The organism is Streptomyces sp. NBC_01450 (genome assembly GCF_036227505.1).
GTDB lineage: Bacteria > Actinomycetota > Actinomycetes > Streptomycetales > Streptomycetaceae > Streptomyces.
This window is the reverse complement of record NZ_CP109480.1, coordinates 10,411,054-10,427,207: the sequence shown is the minus strand read 5'-3', so window position 1 is coordinate 10,427,207 and position 16,154 is coordinate 10,411,054. Positions and strand designations below refer to the sequence as shown.

Below are 16,154 nucleotides of genomic sequence, written 5' to 3'. Positions count from 1 at the left end.
ACAGGACATTCGGCGACTGGCGTACTTCTACTGCTCGCTTAGAACGTTCTAGTCACGGAGTCGCGATGTACACGTTGGCGGTGTGTGCCGAGATGGTCTTCCGGGAGCTCCCGATCGCGGAGAGAGCACGGCGCATCCACGAACTCGGCTTCCAAGTGGAGATCTGGGACTGGACCCGGCACGATCTCGACGCCCTGGCCCGTAGCCCGGCCGAGTTCTCCTCGATGACCGGCTACATCCGCGGTCGTCTGACCGACGAGGACGGGGCGGCCGAACTCCTGCGCACCGCGGAGGAGTCGGTGAAGGCGGCCGAGCATCTGGGCTGTCCCCGCCTCAACCTGCACGGCACTGGTCTGGATGGCCAGGGCCTGCCCGTGGTCCCGGTGGCGGGCGAGGCCACCGGGGAGATGTGGATCGCCGCCCACCGTACGCTCACCCGCCTCGCCGAGCTGGGCGAGAACGCGGGCGTCACCTTCACCTTGGAGAACCTCAACACCGCCGTCGACCACCCGGGCGTTCCGTTCGCGCGGGCCGCCGACACGCTTGCCCTGGTCGCGGCGGTGGACCGGCCCGGACTGCGAATGAATCTGGACCTTTATCACGCCCAGATCGGTGAGGGGAATCTCATCGAGCTGATCCGCCGGGCGCATGGCGCGGGTCTGATCGGCGAGATCCAGGTGGCCGACGTGCCTGGCCGCCGCGAACCCGGCACCGGAGAGATCAACTACCCCGCTGTCGCCCGCGCTCTGGTGGAGCTCGGTTACGACGGCACGGTCGCCATGGAGGCATGGGCCTCCGACGACAGCGAACTCGCACTGGAGCGTTTCCGCTCCGCCTTCGCCCTTTGACGCCCCACGGCGTACCGAAACCCCCCGCAGCCGGCCTGACCTGGCCAGGCGGCACAGGCTCCCGCACCCCGGCCTCAGGGCCGGTGTCGGATGCGGGCAGCTAGGCCAAGGTCGCGACCTTCGACCTCAACAGGGCGGCGCCCTGGTCGATGTCGAGATCTACGTCAACGCGCGCTACGGCTACCAGATCCAGGCCGAGGCTGTCCGCGAGGACGGCACCGCCCGGATCGGTGACCGGCACGACATGCTCGTCAACACCGGCGGACGCTGGGGCGGCACGGTCACGTCCGGTTTCGTCGAGCGGTTCGAAGAAGCCTAGGACCGCCAAGTCCAGGCGTGGGTCGACGCAACCCGGCGCGGCGGGGTCGCCGGGCCGAGCGCGATCGAAGCGGGCGTCCGCGCCCAGACCGAGGGCCGCCGCATCGAGGTGGAACTCGTCGACCGCCCCGCCCGCTACCGCTGACGAAGCAACTCCCCAGCGGCGTCGGACGGCTGTTGAAGCACCCCGGCTCTGACAAGACCGACGTTCTTCCGCCCCAGCACGGGCCGCTCGCCTGCGATGAACCCCGCCCTATCGGACGGCGGTGCCCTCAGCCCGGCGCCGCCGCCCGGTAGGGGCGGAAGAACGTGCGCAGCTCCTCCGCGTAGAGCTCGGGCTCCTCGAACGGCGCGAAGTGCCCGCCGCGCGCGGGCTCGGTCACGCGTACGACGTTCGCCGTGCGTTCGAGCCACGCCCGCGGCGGGCGGACGACGTCGCCGGGAAAGAGCGAGAAACCGGACGGCACCTCGACCCGGCCGGCGTGCTGCGCGGGCGCGATCGCGGCGTTCGCGCGGTACATGCGCATCGACGAGCCGATCGTTCCCGTGAGCCAGTAGAGCGTCACGTTCGTGAGGATCTCGTCCTTCGTGAAGCGCCGCTCGACGTCTCCGTCGCAGTCGCTCCATGCCCGGAGCTTCTCGACGATCCACGCGGCGAGCCCGGCCGGCGAGTCGGTGAGACCGAAGGCGGCGGTCTGGGGCTTCGTGCGGTGCATGGCGGCGTAGGCGCCCTCCGTCGCGCCCCAGGCCCCGGCGCCCTCGATCCAGGCGCGCTCCTCGGGCGTGAGGTCCGCCGGATCGCCGGTGTAGACGGGCACGCCCGCGTCGGTACGGTGGACTGCCACGACCCGGTCGGGGTGGTCGAGCCCGAGGTAGCGGCTCACATGGCTGCCCATGTCACCACCTGCCGCACCGAACCGCGGGTGGCCGAGGACGTCCATGAGCTCAGCCCACAGGCCCGCGACCGCGATGGAGTCGAGGGGCGGACCGGTGGGGCGGTCGGAGTACCCGTAGCCCGGCATGTCGGGCACGACCACGTCGAACGCGTCGGCGGGGTCGGCGCCGTGCGCGCCGGGGTCGGTGAGGAGTGGGATGACTTTCGAATAGCGCCAGAACGAGTCCGGCCAGCCGTGGCTGAGGACCAGTGGCAGGACGGGCCCGGCCGGCGCGGCGGCGCGAACGTGCACGAAGTGGATGCCGAGCCCGCCGAGCTCGACGCGGAAGCGGGGGAAACGGGCGAGCGCCGCCTCCTGCGCAGGCCAGTCGAACTCGTCCGCCCAGTAGGCGACGAGCTCGCGGAGGTAGGCGAGATCGGTCCCGAGCGACCACCCGGCGTCCTCGGGCGTGTCCGGCCAGCGCGTCGCGCGCAGCCGCGCACGGAGGTCGTCGAGCACCTCGGGAGCCGTCTGCGGTACGAACGGCTCCGGGCGGGGCGGGGCATCCGGCATGAAACGCACTCTACCGAGAGAGTCGCGCCGCAACCCGTGTGCCACCGACGCGACCTGCTCCCCCGTCAGATACGACGGAGCCGGAGCTGTGCGCGACGGAACCGGAGCGTGGATCTTGGTTGTCTCACACCCCGCCGATACGGGCTGCGGATGGGGAGCGATGACTGAGTACGGGGAAGATGTTCATGCGGGGCGCGAGGTTCGGACGAACGGCGGCGTCGTTGTGCCCGGTTTGGTGAACCTCGCGCTGGGAGTTCCCGCGATCGTGCCGCTCTATCTCGCCTGGTGGCTGCTGACCGAGTACCTGCCGATGGACTGCAGGACGCCGCAGGACGCCGTCAGACCCGGTCTCGCCAACTGCAACTTCACGACCCTGGATCATGCCGGTGTCGTCATGTTCCTCCTGGCGGTGACCGGAGTGTTCATGCTGGCGTTGGTGTTCGCCGTCGATGTGATCCTGCCGCTTCGTCGTCGACGACGACTCGGAGCGTGGCTGGCAACCGCCGTGCTCATCCCCGTTCCCTTCGCGGTCTGCCTGGCGCTGACCTGACTCGGGCCTGCCGCGCACGCATTTCACCAACCTCCATGGACGGAACAGCCAGTCCTCAGAGGGCTGCCGCTTCAGACGGCCCTGAGCAGCTCGGGCAGCTGAGTCGTGTCGATCACGTGGGCGCGAGAGGGGAACACGTCGTTGACCAGGATCCGATTGACTTCGGGGTCGGGGTCGGCGACGCCGTCGGTCAGGACGTAGACGCGGTAGTCGCGGTCGGCGACGTCGATGAGGGTGGACAGGACGACTCCGCTGGTGCTGATGCCGGAGAGGATCAGGGTGTCGATGTCGCGGTCGCGCAGCTGCTCGTGGAGGTCGGTGGTGGAGCCCGCGCCGTAGCGGATCTTGCGTACGACGATGTCGCCGTCCTCGGGGGCGATCCGCGCGTCGATCTGGGTGGCGGCCTCCTCGTGGTGGAGCATCTTCGCGGCGGCGACCGCGCTGAAGGACTTGTTGCTCTCGGGGACCGCGGCCCAGTCGTCGTCGGTGAAGGCGACGCGGACGTAGCCGATGGTGCCGCCGGCGGCACGGACGTCGGCGATGGCGCCGCCGACCCGCTCGACGAGCACGCCTGCGTCCGGGACGTGGCCGATGATCCCGTTCTGGAAGTCCATGGCCAGCAGGGCAGTCCGCTGAGGGTCGAGGGCGGGGGTGGTGCTCACGTGTGGTTCTCCTTGGTGGGTTGTTCAGAGGTGTGGGGGGTGTTGATGGTGCCGGTCTGTCGGTTCCGGCCACGCCTCATGAGGCGCCGGTCGAGGACGGTCAGCAGCAGGACGGCGACGCCCGCCGCGACCAGGACGAGGCCGAGGGAGTGCAGCCCTTGGTCGCTCGCGCCGTCACGGAAGACGATGCTGCCGTTGACGGACGAGGTGATGGTGCCGAGGTAGCCGAAGGTCCGGAACAGGCCGGACGCGGTGCCGATCTGGTCGGCCGGTGCCGAGAGGTAGAGGGCGGTCTGATTGCCGACCGTGGTGGCGGCGGAGGTGACGCCGAAGATCAGGGAGACCAGGACGATGACGATCGCCGGGCTGGTCGAGGTGAGCAGCATGATGCCTGCCGAGCCGACCAGCATGCTCAGGGCCGCCACGACCAGCGGGCCGCGCACCAGGTTGCGGCGGGCGAGCGGGCTCGAGAGCAGCGCGGACACGGCGCCCATCGGCAGCAGCAGGAGTCCCGCCTGCACCGTGGAGAAGCCGTGCGCGGCCTCCATCCACTGGGTCATGCCGTACATCACGGAGTAGACGCCGAGCAGGGTGAGGGCCTGCCTCAGGTAGGTGCGGGCGAGGGCGCCGTTGGCGGCCAGACCGCGGAAGTCGAAGAACGGCGCGCTCGTGCGCAGTTCCCATACGACGGTGGGTGCGGCGGCCACGACGAAGACGACGAGCGCGATCCAGTCGAGGTCCGGCAGGCCCGTCAGGAAGACGACCAGCGCGGTCATGGAGGTGGCGAAGCCGAGGATGCCGAGCAGGTCGATCCGGTCGGCCACGTTGCGCAAGCCGCTGTCCGCGCGGTCGAGCGGCGGATCCTCGGGAAGCCAGCGCACCGCCATCACCAGGGCGATCACGGTGATCGGGATGTTGATGAGGAAGGCCCAGCGCCAGCCCGCGACGCCCACCAGGAGCCCGCCGATCGGCGGGCCGATGGCGGCGGTGGCCATGCCGGCGATCGCGAGGCCGCCCAGCACTCCGCCCGGCGGGGCGTCCAGGCCGGCGTCCTGGGCGCGGCGCCGGATCATCACCATCGCGCAGGGGAACGCCGCCGAGGTGCCGACGCCGATCAGGACCCGGGCGACGGTCAGCATCGCGAGATTCTGGCCGAAGCCGCCGACCAGCCCACCGAGCAGGACCAGCACGATGCCGGAGAGGAAGATCCGGCGCGGTCCGAGCACCTCGGCCAGCTTGCCCGCGGTGGGCTGGGCGACGGCGCTGGCCAGGTAGAGCGAGGAGACGAGGACGGCGGTGCTGCCGACCGAGACGTTCAGGTCGGCGGCGATGGGGACCATGGCGGTCGCGATGATGGAGCTGTTGACCGGGTTGAGGGCGGAGCCCGCGTACAGCGGCGTGGTGAACGGCCACGCGAAGGAGTCGCGTTTGACCTCGTCCACCGAGGCGCCGACCTGAGTGACGGCGGCCTTCATATCGCGCCACCACCGAGGTCGGCGGCGGCGAGCCGCTCCAGCAGCTCGATCGCCTTCTCCACGTCCTCGCGCTCGTCCGGAGCGACGACCTGGTCGATGGCGCGCGCCAGGAAGGAGGCGCGGCCGGTCAGGAGCTTGTCGATCAGCTCGGTCGCCGACGGGTCGGCACTCATCAGCTTCTTGCGGCCGTCCTTGGGGTCGGGCTCGCCGTGGACCAGCCCGGCGGCCTTGAGCACGGCCAGGCTCTGCGCAATGGCCTGCGCGCTGACGTGCTCCACCGCGGCGAGCCGGGCCGCCGTGACGGGGCCCTCCCGAACGACGCTCACCAGGACACCGAGCTGCGTGGCGGTCAGGCCTGTCGCATGCTGTCCCGACTCCGCGCGCAGGCGTGCGCGCAGCCGCTTCATCGCGTCCTGGAGACGCTGCGCGGTCGCGGCGGACACGGCGGGCTGTTGCGGATCGGCGTTCGCGTTCATGTACCCCACCATAAAACTCGACAAGCAACTTTGCCAAGTTACTTGTCGAGTTTTTTCGGTCACGAGGTGGAGATGTCGTTCCCCGGCAGGGTGACGGCACCCAGCCGGATCAGGCTGTCAGCGGTTGCCACGATGGTGTCGCCGACATCCAGGGGCTCCCAGCCCAGTACGGAACGGGCCTTCTCGTTGCTGATGTCAGGGATCCGGCCCTCCAGAACGGCGGCGTCCCGCAGCGCGGGCTCGGTCTTCGCGGCCTCGCGCACCTGCTCGATGGTCAGTTCCGAGGCGGGCAGCCGATCGGCCGCGGCGGGGAAGTGCTCACGAAGGATGTTCGCGATGGCGAAGAGACTCGACGACCCGCTGTTGGCGAGGAATCGCTCGCCCGCCGCCTTCGGGTGCAACATGGCGCGCAGATGCAGGTCCACGACGTCACGTACATCGACGACCCCGAAGTTCCAGACCGGCACCACGGACATCTCACCGGCCATCAGGGCCTTGATCAGTCCGATCGAGCCGGAGGGCCGGTCCACCAGCTGGGGACCGAAGATACCGGTGGGGTTGACGACTACCAACTCGATGCCACCGTTGGTCCGGACGTAGTCCCACGCCGCCGCCTCGGCCAGCACCTTCGACTTGTGGTAAGCGGGCAGCCCCGGGGTGTCCGGGTCGGTCCAGTTCTCCTCCGTGTAGTGGTCGTCGGGCGTCAGGGTGTACCCGACCGCGGCGAAGGAGGACGTCATCACGACCCGTGGGATCCCGGCGTTCCGGGCGGCAGCGATCACTCGCAGCGCACCGTCGCGGGCGGGGAGGATGACTTCGTCCTCCGTCTCGGGGGGAGTGGGCGGGAAGGGCGACGCGTGGTGCAGGACGTGCGCGACCCCGTCCATGGCCTGTGCCCAGCCGTCGTCGGCGCTGAGGTCCGCGACAGCGAACTCCAGCAGGTCCGCCGGATCGACCCCGGCCTGGTGAAGGGCCGCCCGCACTTGAGCCTCCTGTGCGGGCCCCCGGACCGCCACACGGATGTGGTGCCCCTCGCGCAGCAGGCGGACGGCCGTGTGACTGCCGACGAAGCCGCTGCCGCCGGTGACCAGGACCTTCTCCCCTTCGGGGAGGGAGAGGGTGAAGTCTTCTGTGCTCATTTTGTTCAGTCCTTCACAGTGAAGTGGCGATGGCCGGCCGCGCCCGGGACCACCGGTCCGGCCGGGTTACCCGGAATCATCGGAAAGAGCGCTCCACACGACTCGATCCGCATGTTTTCCGACGCGGGATCACCGCACGCACAGCGCTTCAGCGGCATCGCCCAAGCGTCGGAACGCGCCGATTTCCCGCCCGGGACAGAGGGGGAAACCCTTCGTCCGGTTGTTGCTGTACGTGACCGGGCACGGCACCCGCGCCGCCTGGCCGGTCAGCCCTGCGCGATCCGGGAGACGTGCTGCCCGTCGGCCCAGGTCTGAAGGCGCTGGGCGTAGAGGGGCTCGATGATCTCGATGGGTTCCGTACCGAACAGGACCCGCAGCGGCGGGTTCTCGGCGTCGACGATGTGCAGCAGTGCGGCACCGGCGTCGGCAGGGGCGGAGTAGCGGGCATCGCCGAAACGGGCCGCGATGGCCTCGCGGACCTGGTCGTAGGCCGGGTTCGGGTCGGCCTGAGTGGCGGAGGAGCCGCCCCAGTCGGTGCTGAAGCCGCCCGGCTCGACGATGGTGACCTTGATCCCGGCTCCGGCGACTTCCTGGGCGAGGGACTCGCTGAAGCCCTCGAGCGCCCACTTGGAGGCGTGGTAGGCGCCCAGTGACGGGAACGCGGCGACGCCGCCGACGGACGATATCTGCACGATGTGGCCGCTGCCCTGCCTGCGCAGGATCGGCAGCACCGTCTGACTGACCCAGAACGCGCCAAAGAGGTTCGTCTCCATCTGGTCGCGCAGCTGCTGCTCAGTGATCTCCTCGACCATGCCGAACAGTCCGAAGCCGGCGTTGTTGACGACGACATCCAGGCGGCCGAACTTCTCGTGCGCGGCGGACACCGCGGCGGCGACGGCCGCCTTGTCGGTGACGTCCAGCGCCAGCGGCAGGACCGCGTCGTCGCCGTACTTGGTGACCAGATCGCTCAGTGCGGCCACGTTCCTGGCGGTCGCGGCGACCTTGTCGCCACGCTCCAGCGCGGACTCGGCGAACGCGCGACCGAGGCCGCGAGACGTACCGGTGATGAACCAGACCTTGCTCATGACTCAAGACTCCTTTGGGGTCGGCCTTCCGGAACTGGCCTCCGGGGCCTGCTCCACCGTAACCCCAAAATTTAGACTCGTCCAAATATGAACTCGTCCATAAATGGAAACGTACAATGACGCGCATGGCAGGAACCATGAATCTGCGGGAGCGCAAGAAGCTGGCGACCTGGCGCGCCATCCGGTCCGCCGCCCTGCGGCTCTTCGACGAGGGGGGCTACGAGGCCACGACCGTCGAGCAGATAGCAGCAGCGGCGAACATCTCGCGCGCCACCTTCTTCAACTACTTCGCCAGCAAGGAGGCCGTCGTCTTCGACCAGGACCCCGAAGAGCGAAGCGATTGGCGGGCGCTGATGAACGGGCGGCCCGCCGACGAGCCGCTCTGGGACTCGCTCACCGCGATCCTGACGGGGTTCTGCGAAAGCCTGCGCGAGCGTATGCCGCTCCAGCGCGCCCTCAAGGCCCAGTCACCCACCCTCGCCCAGTCGGGCCAGAGCTTCGGCGAGCAGTTCTTCTCCGACCTGCGCGACTGGGTGGCAGGCCGCAACAGCGAGAGCGAGTACGACGAGCTGACCGTGACGTTGCGGCTGAACCTCGCGGTGACCGCCACCTTCACCGCCTATCAGACCTGGCCCGTGGACGAGTCCTTCGACGACTTCAAGCGGCGCCTCGAACGCTGCCTCCGCGAGGCGGGACCCGCCTGTCCCCCCGGCTGACTGCGTCCACTGTGCTGCCGCTGCCCGGCGGGGGGCGTGGCCGGCACCGGAGGTGCGCTGACTCGCCGCCGACGCCGCGGACGCGTCGTCAGTGCAGTGCGTCCGAAAGACGGGTGAAGCTGTGGCCGGTGGCCAGCAACCGGGGGACGGCAGCAGTGATGCCTCGGGCGGTGCCGCCCCGGGGGTGGTTCATGTGGCCGATGACGATGGATCCGCCGGGGGCGCCGGCGACGGTGGTACGGACCTGCTCGGGGGTGAAGGTGGCACCGCCGTCGCCGTTGACCGTGAAGCTGACGAAGCGTTCTCCCAGGGCGTTGACGATCCGTGCCGCGACGTCGTCGCAGTAGGCGGTGCCGGACCGGAAGAAGCGTGGCGGCGCGCCCAGCAACCGGGTGAGCTTGGTCCGGTTGCCGGTGATCTCTTCGTAGACCTCGGCGGCGCTGCGGGTGCCGGGGATGCCGTAGGCGGAGCGCCCTGTGACCGACAGGGGGCGGTGCCGGGTGCCATGGTTGGCGATCTCGAACAACGGCTCGGCGGCCAGTCGGCGGAAGACGGCGGGGTTGGCGTCGATCCAGCGGGAGTTGATGAACAGGGTCGCCGGTATCTCCCTTCTACGCAGGAAGTCGATCAACGCACGGTCGTAGCCGCTTCCGCCCGGGCCTCCGCACGCGTCGAAGGTCAGGGCGATCACGCGTGTGGCGGTCGGCAGCGCGTGGACCACGGTGGGGGCGTCGAAGCCCCAGGTGTGCGGCACCGCGTGCCCGTAGCGGGCCACGATGTCGGCGCGGGTGACGGCGCCTGACGCGCTGGGTGCGGTGGCCGAGGGGCTGGAGGCCGGGGCGCTGGAGGCCGGGGCTCTCGTGCCGGTTGCGATCGCTGCGGGTACGGAGGGGGAACCGGTGGCGGACGCGACGCCGTTGGCCGTGCTCTGGGGGCCCGCACAGCCGGCGAGCATGCTTCCCGCCATGGCCGCCAGCACCGCTCGGCGACTGGGTGTCATCCGTTCCCCTTGCTCGAAGGTCATTGACGGGACACCCCGTTACGGGAACCGTACGCGGCGGAAGAGACATGATCAGTAAGACGGCGGCAAGGGTTCGCCAACAATCCCGTAGGGATCACGTGCCGCACTGGTCGCGGGTCCCGGCAGCGGTGCGCGCCGCTCGTCGTCCTGCTCCCCCAGGCCGGGGTTGACAGCCGCTCCCGGCCCGCCACCCCCTTGGTGGCGGGGCCGCGCCCGCTCGCCGATCAGGCGGTCCCCTCCGCCGGCCGCTGCTCCCTCGTCGCCTCGGCGCGACGCAACTCCTGGTAGCGATCCCACAGTTCGGGCCGGGAATCGTCCATGTACCAGGCACGCAGGAAGAGTTCCAGGAAGGCGCTCTCCGCCTCGTCGCCGCCCCGGCGGTACAGCTCCGGGTCCGACTCGACCAACGCGGCCACCGGCCGCCGACCGAACGGGTCCTCGGCCACGGTCACCCGGAAGATGCCACGACCCGTCCAACTGCGGTGCAGCATCAGCTGATCGTCCTCCAGGTACGCATTCCACTTCTCATCCATGCTCAGCGACCGCACGCCGTGCCGGACGCGCTGCCACTGCCCCGGCGTCCACACCAGCTCCGGCACCGGAACCGGCTCGGGGCGGCGCAGTGGCGTCATGTCGCGGCGCAGCCCCGCACGGCTGAGGTCCTCACCGAGCTCGTCCTCCGCCACCCACTCCGGCAGCGCCTCGGACGCGGCCCGCCACGCAGCGGGTATCCCCGCCGTGCCCACCCGCGCGGCGACGATCCCCCCGACGATCGCGCAGGTGGTGTCGACATCCCCACCCACCGAGGCACACGCCCACAACGCCGCCGCGAAGTCCTCCAGGTGCCGGGCCGCGCACCACAACGCGAAGGGCACCGTGTCCACCGCGCTCACCTGCCGCCCGTTGCCCAACCGGTGTGCCGCGTACTCGGCGTGCGGCTGGCTCAGCAGCTCGCGCGCCTCGGCCACCCCCGAACGGACCCGTCCCTCCGGCGTCAGCTCCTCCACCGCCGCCAGCAACTGGGCTCCGGTCACCGGCCGAACGCGCCCGCGGGCCGCGCACGCGGCTCCCACCGCCACGGCGACCGCCCCGGCCACCGCCTCCGGATGGGTGTGTGTCACCCGCGCCGACCGCCCGGCCTGCGCTGCTGCCTCGGCGAGGTCCACGGCGAACCACGCGCCCAAGGGCGCCACCCGCATCGCGGCCCCATTGCCCCACGACCCCTGGCCGTCGAACAGTTCAGCGGCCAGCTCCTGCCACCTTCCGCCCTCGCGGACCAGGCGCAGCAGCCGGTTCATCGCCGGACCGTAGCCGCGGTCGAAGTCATGCCTGCGGGCGAAGCCGTGCGCCAGTTCGTACTGGTCCACGCTGCCACGTCGGCGCAGCACCTCGAAGACCGAGCAGGCCATCTCCGTGTCGTCCGTCCACGGCCACTCCGCGGCGGGCAACCGCCGCTCCCGCAGGCCGGGGAGATTGTCCGGTACGAAGAACTGGGCGCCGAAGGCGTCACCCACCGCCAGGCCGCGCAGGGCATCGCGGGCGGCGGAGCGGTGATCGAAGGAAGGGATGGCGGAAGGATCGAGGAAAGGGGGCTCAGTGGGCATCGCCCACATCCTGCCAAGCGGGCCTGCCGCGGCGCCACATCAATTGCCGGCCCTCTGCACTGGTGGGCTCGCGTATTCAACCGGTGCGTGGTGACTTTGGCCTCGATGCGCGACGGCTCGGGGGGCGAGTACTCCGTCCTCTTCTCGGCGGCAGGCGCCTACGTCCGCGGATGCGGCCACGAATCGTCGTTGAACGCGGAGACCACGCTGTCGGACCTGGCCGGGGAAATCGGCGAGACCGGCTGTCCAGGGACGGGTCGCGACTCGGCGTGACCGCTCCGCCGATGCCGGCCGCGCGGGCTGTCGCCGCGGCCGTCGGGGCTGGACGCGGTCGGTCCGCGCAGGTGACTTCGTACACGCGCCGTCGGCGCGGGATGTGCTGTGCCCCGGCTTCCCGCCTGGCGAGCAGCCGGGGGCATGGCGGATGAGAGCCCTGGGCATGGTGCGTTGGGGGAACAGACCTGGTGCGCTGAGAGGCAGACCTGCCGCGCCCTACTGTCCTAGTGTGAGTTTCCGACTCCGCCCAGGAGAGTTCCCTCGGGTCCGGACAACCGTGTTCCCGTCAGATTCCTGGCAGGGAGCACCGAACAGTGGAGCGAGCATGGCCTATGAGGCGATGGGTGATGAGGTCTACCAGCCGGACGGGTCGGAGGTACAGGACGACGCCGGGCTGCTGGACGTCTCGGACACCCTCGACGACCGCGGCGTCGACGAGGCGCTCGACGAGGGCTACTCACCCCCGGAGAGGCCTTGGGGTGTGGAGCACAGCGGCGTCACGGCGGCAGCGCGGGGAGAGCCTGGACGAGCGGCTCGCCGAGGAAATACCGGATGTCGCCGTCCAGGTCGGCGACGGCATCGGGGACCTTTGGGACGGCGACGGGGAACTCATCGACGACGAGGTCGGAGACCGGCGGGCCGGCCGCCTGATCGCGCCGGACGAGGGCGCTCACGAAGACACCGAGAAGGACCTGATCGCCTACGACGCGGGCGTCGACGGGGCGGGCGCCTCGGCCGAGGAGGCCGCGATACACGTGATCCCCGACTCCGAGTCCTTCTAGGTCCTGTCGTCAAATTCCCGTCTGCCCTGCCCGGTCCCGCCTGCCCGGGGATCTCACCGACGCACCGCGCCGGTGGTCGGCCGCGCGGCACCGGGCATGATCCCGGCGCGACCGCGGCCGACCGGGCCGTGGTGCTCACCGACGGCGGGCAGGCGCTGTCGCTGACCTGTCACTCCTGCCCGACAGGGTGCCGCGGGGTGGGAGCGACGCCGGCCTCATACGCGGCCAAGCCGGCCTGCGCTCCGCGACCCGCGGAGCTCGCCCGAGCCAGGCCGTCCTGATCGAGCGAGCGGACGTCGGTGCGACGTGAGGCGGGCGTCAGCGCTGGAAGGCGGCGCCGAAGCGTGCGCCGGGGACGGGCGCGGCGAGTGTGTGCGGTCCGAAGCTCACCGACCTGGTCGCGGTGACACCTGAGGCGGCACCGCGAAAGACCCACACGGCCCCCGAGCCGCTGTTCTCCTCCGGTGCCGAGACAGCGACGTACCCGCCGACAACGGCGGTGCGGCTGCCGAACCGGTCCCCTTTCTCGGCCGTACCGGGCACCCCGGCCGTGTTCTGGCTGAGGACCTGAACCCTGGTGCTGGAGAGACCCGTCGCGCTGCCCCTGAGGACGGCGAAGCTGCCGGCGTCGGTCCGGCCGGCGAGGTCCTCGCCGGGGACACCGGCGACGACGTCGGCGTAACCGTCGCCGGTGACGTCGCCGACAGAGACGTCGGTGCCGAAGCGGTCGCCGCTCTCCCCCGCGCCGGGGACGCCGGGAGTGTTCTGGCCGATCAGTGTGGCCCGCGGCGCGAGCCCGTTCGCTGTGCCCCGTACCACGCCCACCAGGCCGCCGCCTGCCGCCGTGCTGCGGCCGAAGACGACATCCTGGCGTCCGTCGGCGTCGATGTCACCGAGGGCGATGCTGTCCGCGGACACGGTGTCGGGATAGGCGATGAACGGCCCTGCCACCAGACCGTTCTTGGTCCCCTTCAGCAGTCGCAGACGGGGCGGCGCGGGCGCCCCCCCGTCGTCCGAGTCCCACGGACCGCTGCTGACCACCAGGTCGGTGGTGCCGTCGCCGTCCACATCGCCCGCTTCCATCGCGTAGACACGGACGTCCAGGTCGACGAGGGGTCCGGTGCGGGCCGCCGCACCGCTACGGCTGAAGGGCCCGAACCGCATCTGATAGGCCGTCGCCAGGTCCAGATGCCCGTCCCCGTCGAAGTCACCGGCCCGGGTCTCCGCCCGGCCCTGGCCGACCGTGGTGGCGGTGGCGAGGCCACCCACACCTCCCCACACGACGGTCTGCAGCCCGACGTCACGCGCACTGCCGACGTCCTCGCCCGGGGCCCCTACGACCAGGTCGGTGAATCCGTCGCCGTCCAGGTCGGCCGCCGTGAGCTGGCCGCCGAAGTGGTCGCCCGTCTCCGCCATGCCGGGTATCCCGTAGCGGTCCTGGCTGATCACCTGGCGCTTGACCCCGTTGGGGCCTTCGGCCATGCCGTAGACGACGGCGAAGTATCCGGCGCCGGACTTGCCGTTGACAATGCCGCCGGGGGCGGCGATGGCGACATCGGTGTATCCGTCACCGTCGAAGTCGGCACGCACGGACGCCGCGGAACCGACGGCGAGGGCGCCCGCCGAGGCGTCTTCGGCATAGGACACCACAGGGGCCGCCCCCGTCACGGCGATGACGGCAGCGGCGAAAGCGGCAGCGGACACATGGAATCTTCGGGATGGCAAGACAAACCCCTTGGAGTGGAGGGCGGTCGGCCGCGCTTCTCATACGCTCGGCAACCAACAAGACCCACGCGGGGCGCCAACGGTTGTACGCCGTCCATTCACCTCGGATTCATCCTGGCCGGACAGCCTCGCCTCCGCTCGGGACGACGTGCGGCAGGAAGTACCGGCGAGCTCATCGCCGAATCGTCGGTGTGACTGTCGGAGCCGGCGCGCGGAAAGCCTCCTTCGAGCGACTCGTATGGCCGGTACCGCGAGCCCGCCGGTCGCTCTCGGGCATCATCAGAACTGGTTGCCACATGCAGTACCGGGGCACACCGGGCTCCGGACGTCGTCGAGTCGCATCCCTCTGCAGGAGATCCTCATGGACTACTTCGACCTCGGGACCTTGACCCGGCCCGTGTCGACCCGTTCGCCAAAAGCGCAGTGCTGGTTCGACCGCGGTCTGGTGTGGAGTTACGCGTTCAACCACGAAGAGGCGGTCACCTGCTTCGAATCGGCGGCGGCCGCGGATCCCGACTGCGCCATGGCGTACTGGGGTGTCGCATACGCCCTGGGCCCCAACTACAACAAACCCTGGGAGTTCTTCGACGACGTCGAACTGCGGCACACGGTGGAACGGACGCACGCCGCCGTCGAACAGGCTCACGCGCTCCGTGAAGGGACCACTCCGATCGAGCGCGCCCTCATCGAGGCGCTGCGCGAGCGCTATCCCGCCTCGCGCGCCGTGGAGGACTGTTCCGTCTGGAACGAGCCCTATGCCGAGGCCATGCGTGCCGTGTACGAACTCGCGCCCGACGACCTCGACGTCGCCACGCTCTACGCGGACGCGCTGATGAACCTCACCCCGTGGCAGCTGTGGGACCTGCGCACGGGCGAGCCCGCTCCCGGCGCGCGCACCCTGGAGGCGAAGGCCGTCCTCGACCGCGCGTTGCTGACCGAGACCGGTCTCCGTCACCCGGGCATCCTGCACATGTACATCCACCTGATGGAGATGTCGTCGACACCGGAGAAGGCCCTCGCCGTCGCCGACCGGCTGCCGGGCCTGGTACCGGACGCGGGGCACCTGCACCACATGCCCTCACACCTCGACGTGCTGTGCGGGGACTACCGACGGGTCGTGTCGGCCAACAGTGCCGCGATCGACGCGGACGAGAAGTACCTGCGACGGGCCGGCGCGATGAACTTCTACACGCTGTACCGCTCGCACAACTATCACTTCAAGATCTACGGCGCGATGTTCCTCGGCCAGTCCAGAACGGCGCTGGAAACGGCCTCGCGGCTCGAGGAGTCCATCCCCGAGGAACTGCTGCGCGTGGAAAGCCCGCCCATGGCCGACTGGCTGGAGGGGTTCCTCGCCATGCGGGTGCACGTACTGATCCGGTTCGGCCGGTGGGCGGAGATCCTCGCGCTGCCGATGCCCTCCGACCCGGAGCTGTACTGCGTCACCACGGCGATGCTGCACTACGCGCGCGGCGTGGCGTACTCCGCCACCGGGGCGACCGTCGAGGCCGAGGCCGAACGAGAACTGTTCCGCGGGGCGGCCGCACGGGTTCCCGAGACGCGGATGCTGTTCAACAACACCTGCCGGGACATCCTGGCGATCGCCTCCGCCATGCTCGACGGCGAACTCGAGTACCGAAAGGGCGAGTACGATCTCGCCTTCGCCTGCCTGGAGCGCTCCATCGAACTCGACGACCACCTGCCCTACGACGAACCGTGGGGCTGGATGCAGCCGACTCGTCACGCCTACGGGGCGCTCCTGCTGGAACGGGGCCGAGTCGAGGAGGCCGAGGCCGTGTACCGGGCCGACCTCGGCGTCGACGACACTCTGCCCAGGTCCTCGCAACATCCGGGAAACGTCTGGGCCCTTCACGGCTTCCACGAATGCCTTGTGCGACTCGGCAAGACGGGGGAAGCCCGCATCGTCGCCCAGCAACTCGCCGTGGCCACCGCACTCGCGGACGTCCCCGTCGAGGCGTCCTGCTTCTGCCGACGCGACACCCCGCTGCCGACCGACTCAGGATGAACC

The 16,154-nt window shown here is 70.3% G+C and carries 13 protein-coding genes and 3 pseudogenes; 7 read left to right on the top strand and 9 right to left on the bottom strand.

Translation table 11 applies throughout. The annotated features are described in order from the left end of the window. The first annotated feature begins 65 nt into the window (after window positions 1–65). Window positions 66–848 carry a TIM barrel protein gene (locus OG568_RS46540; protein WP_329535987.1) on the top strand — a complete coding sequence of 261 codons (783 nt, stop codon included), beginning with the start codon at window positions 66–68 and terminating at the stop codon, window positions 846–848. A 133-nt stretch (window positions 849–981) separates the two neighbouring features. After that, window positions 982–1,311 (top strand): annotated as a pseudogene (locus tag OG568_RS46535) (inositol 2-dehydrogenase); the annotation flags it as partial. A gap of 127 nt (window positions 1,312–1,438) precedes the next feature. On the opposite strand, the gene OG568_RS46530 reads toward OG568_RS46535, so the two are convergent. Continuing rightward, a complete protein-coding gene (locus OG568_RS46530; RefSeq protein WP_329535986.1) occupies window positions 1,439–2,614 on the bottom strand; it encodes an epoxide hydrolase family protein in 1,176 nt (391 codons plus the stop codon). 88 nt (window positions 2,615–2,702) lie between these two features. Here OG568_RS46530 and OG568_RS46525 point away from each other — a divergent pair, with 88 nt between their 5' ends. Continuing rightward, window positions 2,703–3,164 (top strand): hypothetical protein, encoded by a 462-nt coding sequence (locus OG568_RS46525; protein ID WP_329535985.1) that lies wholly within the window; start codon window positions 2,703–2,705, stop codon window positions 3,162–3,164. A gap of 71 nt (window positions 3,165–3,235) precedes the next feature. Here OG568_RS46525 and OG568_RS46520 read toward each other — a convergent pair whose 3' ends face one another. The 5 genes from OG568_RS46520 to OG568_RS46500 form a co-directional block, all read right to left on the bottom strand. Beyond that, window positions 3,236–3,826 (bottom strand): cysteine hydrolase family protein, encoded by a 591-nt coding sequence (locus OG568_RS46520; RefSeq protein WP_329535984.1) that lies wholly within the window; start codon window positions 3,824–3,826, stop codon window positions 3,236–3,238. Then, the gene (locus OG568_RS46515; protein WP_329535983.1) at window positions 3,823–5,301 is read right to left on the bottom strand and encodes an MFS transporter; all 1,479 of its coding nucleotides are present in this window, start codon (window positions 5,299–5,301) and stop codon (window positions 3,823–3,825) included. Before OG568_RS46515 ends, OG568_RS46520 begins: the two co-directional genes overlap by 4 nt. Continuing rightward, entirely contained in the window at window positions 5,298–5,777 is a 480-nt protein-coding gene (locus OG568_RS46510) for a MarR family winged helix-turn-helix transcriptional regulator (RefSeq protein ID WP_266579114.1), read from the bottom strand. Before OG568_RS46510 ends, OG568_RS46515 begins: the two co-directional genes overlap by 4 nt. A 59-nt stretch (window positions 5,778–5,836) precedes the next feature. After that, on the bottom strand, window positions 5,837–6,916 hold the full coding sequence (locus OG568_RS46505; protein WP_329535982.1) for an NAD-dependent epimerase/dehydratase family protein: 1,080 nt from the start codon (window positions 6,914–6,916) through the stop codon (window positions 5,837–5,839). 266 nt (window positions 6,917–7,182) lie between these two features. Continuing rightward, window positions 7,183–8,001, bottom strand: a complete 819-nt coding sequence (locus OG568_RS46500) for an SDR family NAD(P)-dependent oxidoreductase (protein WP_329535981.1) — start codon at window positions 7,999–8,001, stop codon at window positions 7,183–7,185. A 125-nt stretch (window positions 8,002–8,126) separates the two neighbouring features. Between OG568_RS46500 and OG568_RS46495 the strand changes: the two genes are divergently transcribed. Next, a complete protein-coding gene (locus OG568_RS46495) occupies window positions 8,127–8,717 on the top strand; it encodes a TetR/AcrR family transcriptional regulator (protein ID WP_329535980.1) in 591 nt (196 codons plus the stop codon). An 88-nt stretch (window positions 8,718–8,805) separates the two neighbouring features. On the opposite strand, the gene OG568_RS46490 is transcribed toward OG568_RS46495, so the two are convergent. Together OG568_RS46490 and OG568_RS46485 are read right to left on the bottom strand one after the other, a co-directional pair. Further along, window positions 8,806–9,717: a polysaccharide deacetylase family protein gene (locus OG568_RS46490; RefSeq protein ID WP_329535979.1), complete on the bottom strand. Its 912-nt coding sequence runs from the start codon at window positions 9,715–9,717 to the stop codon at window positions 8,806–8,808. 704 nt (window positions 9,718–10,421) lie between these two features. Beyond that, window positions 10,422–11,342, bottom strand: a pseudogene (locus OG568_RS46485) (ADP-ribosylglycohydrolase family protein); the annotation flags it as partial. 105 nt (window positions 11,343–11,447) lie between these two features. Here OG568_RS46485 and OG568_RS46480 point away from each other — a divergent pair. Together OG568_RS46480 and OG568_RS46475 are read left to right on the top strand one after the other, a co-directional pair. Beyond that, window positions 11,448–11,615, top strand: a complete 168-nt coding sequence (locus OG568_RS46480) for a hypothetical protein (RefSeq protein ID WP_329536671.1) — start codon at window positions 11,448–11,450, stop codon at window positions 11,613–11,615. Between the two features lie 328 nt (window positions 11,616–11,943). Next, window positions 11,944–12,400: pseudogene (locus OG568_RS46475) on the top strand (DUF5709 domain-containing protein). Between the two features lie 318 nt (window positions 12,401–12,718). Here OG568_RS46475 and OG568_RS46470 read toward each other — a convergent pair. Beyond that, window positions 12,719–14,104 (bottom strand): FG-GAP-like repeat-containing protein, encoded by a 1,386-nt coding sequence (locus tag OG568_RS46470; RefSeq protein ID WP_329535978.1) that lies wholly within the window; start codon window positions 14,102–14,104, stop codon window positions 12,719–12,721. 382 nt (window positions 14,105–14,486) lie between these two features. Here OG568_RS46470 and OG568_RS46465 point away from each other — a divergent pair, with 382 nt between their 5' ends. After that, entirely contained in the window at window positions 14,487–16,151 is a 1,665-nt protein-coding gene (locus OG568_RS46465; protein ID WP_329535977.1) for a tetratricopeptide repeat protein, read from the top strand. Window positions 16,152–16,154: the final 3 nt, after the last annotated feature.

Coding starts and splice junctions, on each gene's coding strand:
- OG568_RS46465 (WP_329535977.1), top strand. CDS start 14,487: ATGGACTACTTCGACCTCGGGACCTTGACCCGGCCCGTGTCGACCCGT.
- OG568_RS46495 (WP_329535980.1), top strand. CDS start 8,127: ATGGCAGGAACCATGAATCTGCGGGAGCGCAAGAAGCTGGCGACCTGG.
- OG568_RS46500 (WP_329535981.1), bottom strand. CDS start 8,001: ATGAGCAAGGTCTGGTTCATCACCGGTACGTCTCGCGGCCTCGGTCGC.
- OG568_RS46540 (WP_329535987.1), top strand. CDS start 66: ATGTACACGTTGGCGGTGTGTGCCGAGATGGTCTTCCGGGAGCTCCCG.
- OG568_RS46490 (WP_329535979.1), bottom strand. CDS start 9,717: ATGACACCCAGTCGCCGAGCGGTGCTGGCGGCCATGGCGGGAAGCATG.
- OG568_RS46510 (WP_266579114.1), bottom strand. CDS start 5,777: ATGAACGCGAACGCCGATCCGCAACAGCCCGCCGTGTCCGCCGCGACC.
- OG568_RS46530 (WP_329535986.1), bottom strand. CDS start 2,614: ATGCCGGATGCCCCGCCCCGCCCGGAGCCGTTCGTACCGCAGACGGCT.
- OG568_RS46515 (WP_329535983.1), bottom strand. CDS start 5,301: ATGAAGGCCGCCGTCACTCAGGTCGGCGCCTCGGTGGACGAGGTCAAA.
- OG568_RS46480 (WP_329536671.1), top strand. CDS start 11,448: ATGCGCGACGGCTCGGGGGGCGAGTACTCCGTCCTCTTCTCGGCGGCA.
- OG568_RS46505 (WP_329535982.1), bottom strand. CDS start 6,916: ATGAGCACAGAAGACTTCACCCTCTCCCTCCCCGAAGGGGAGAAGGTC.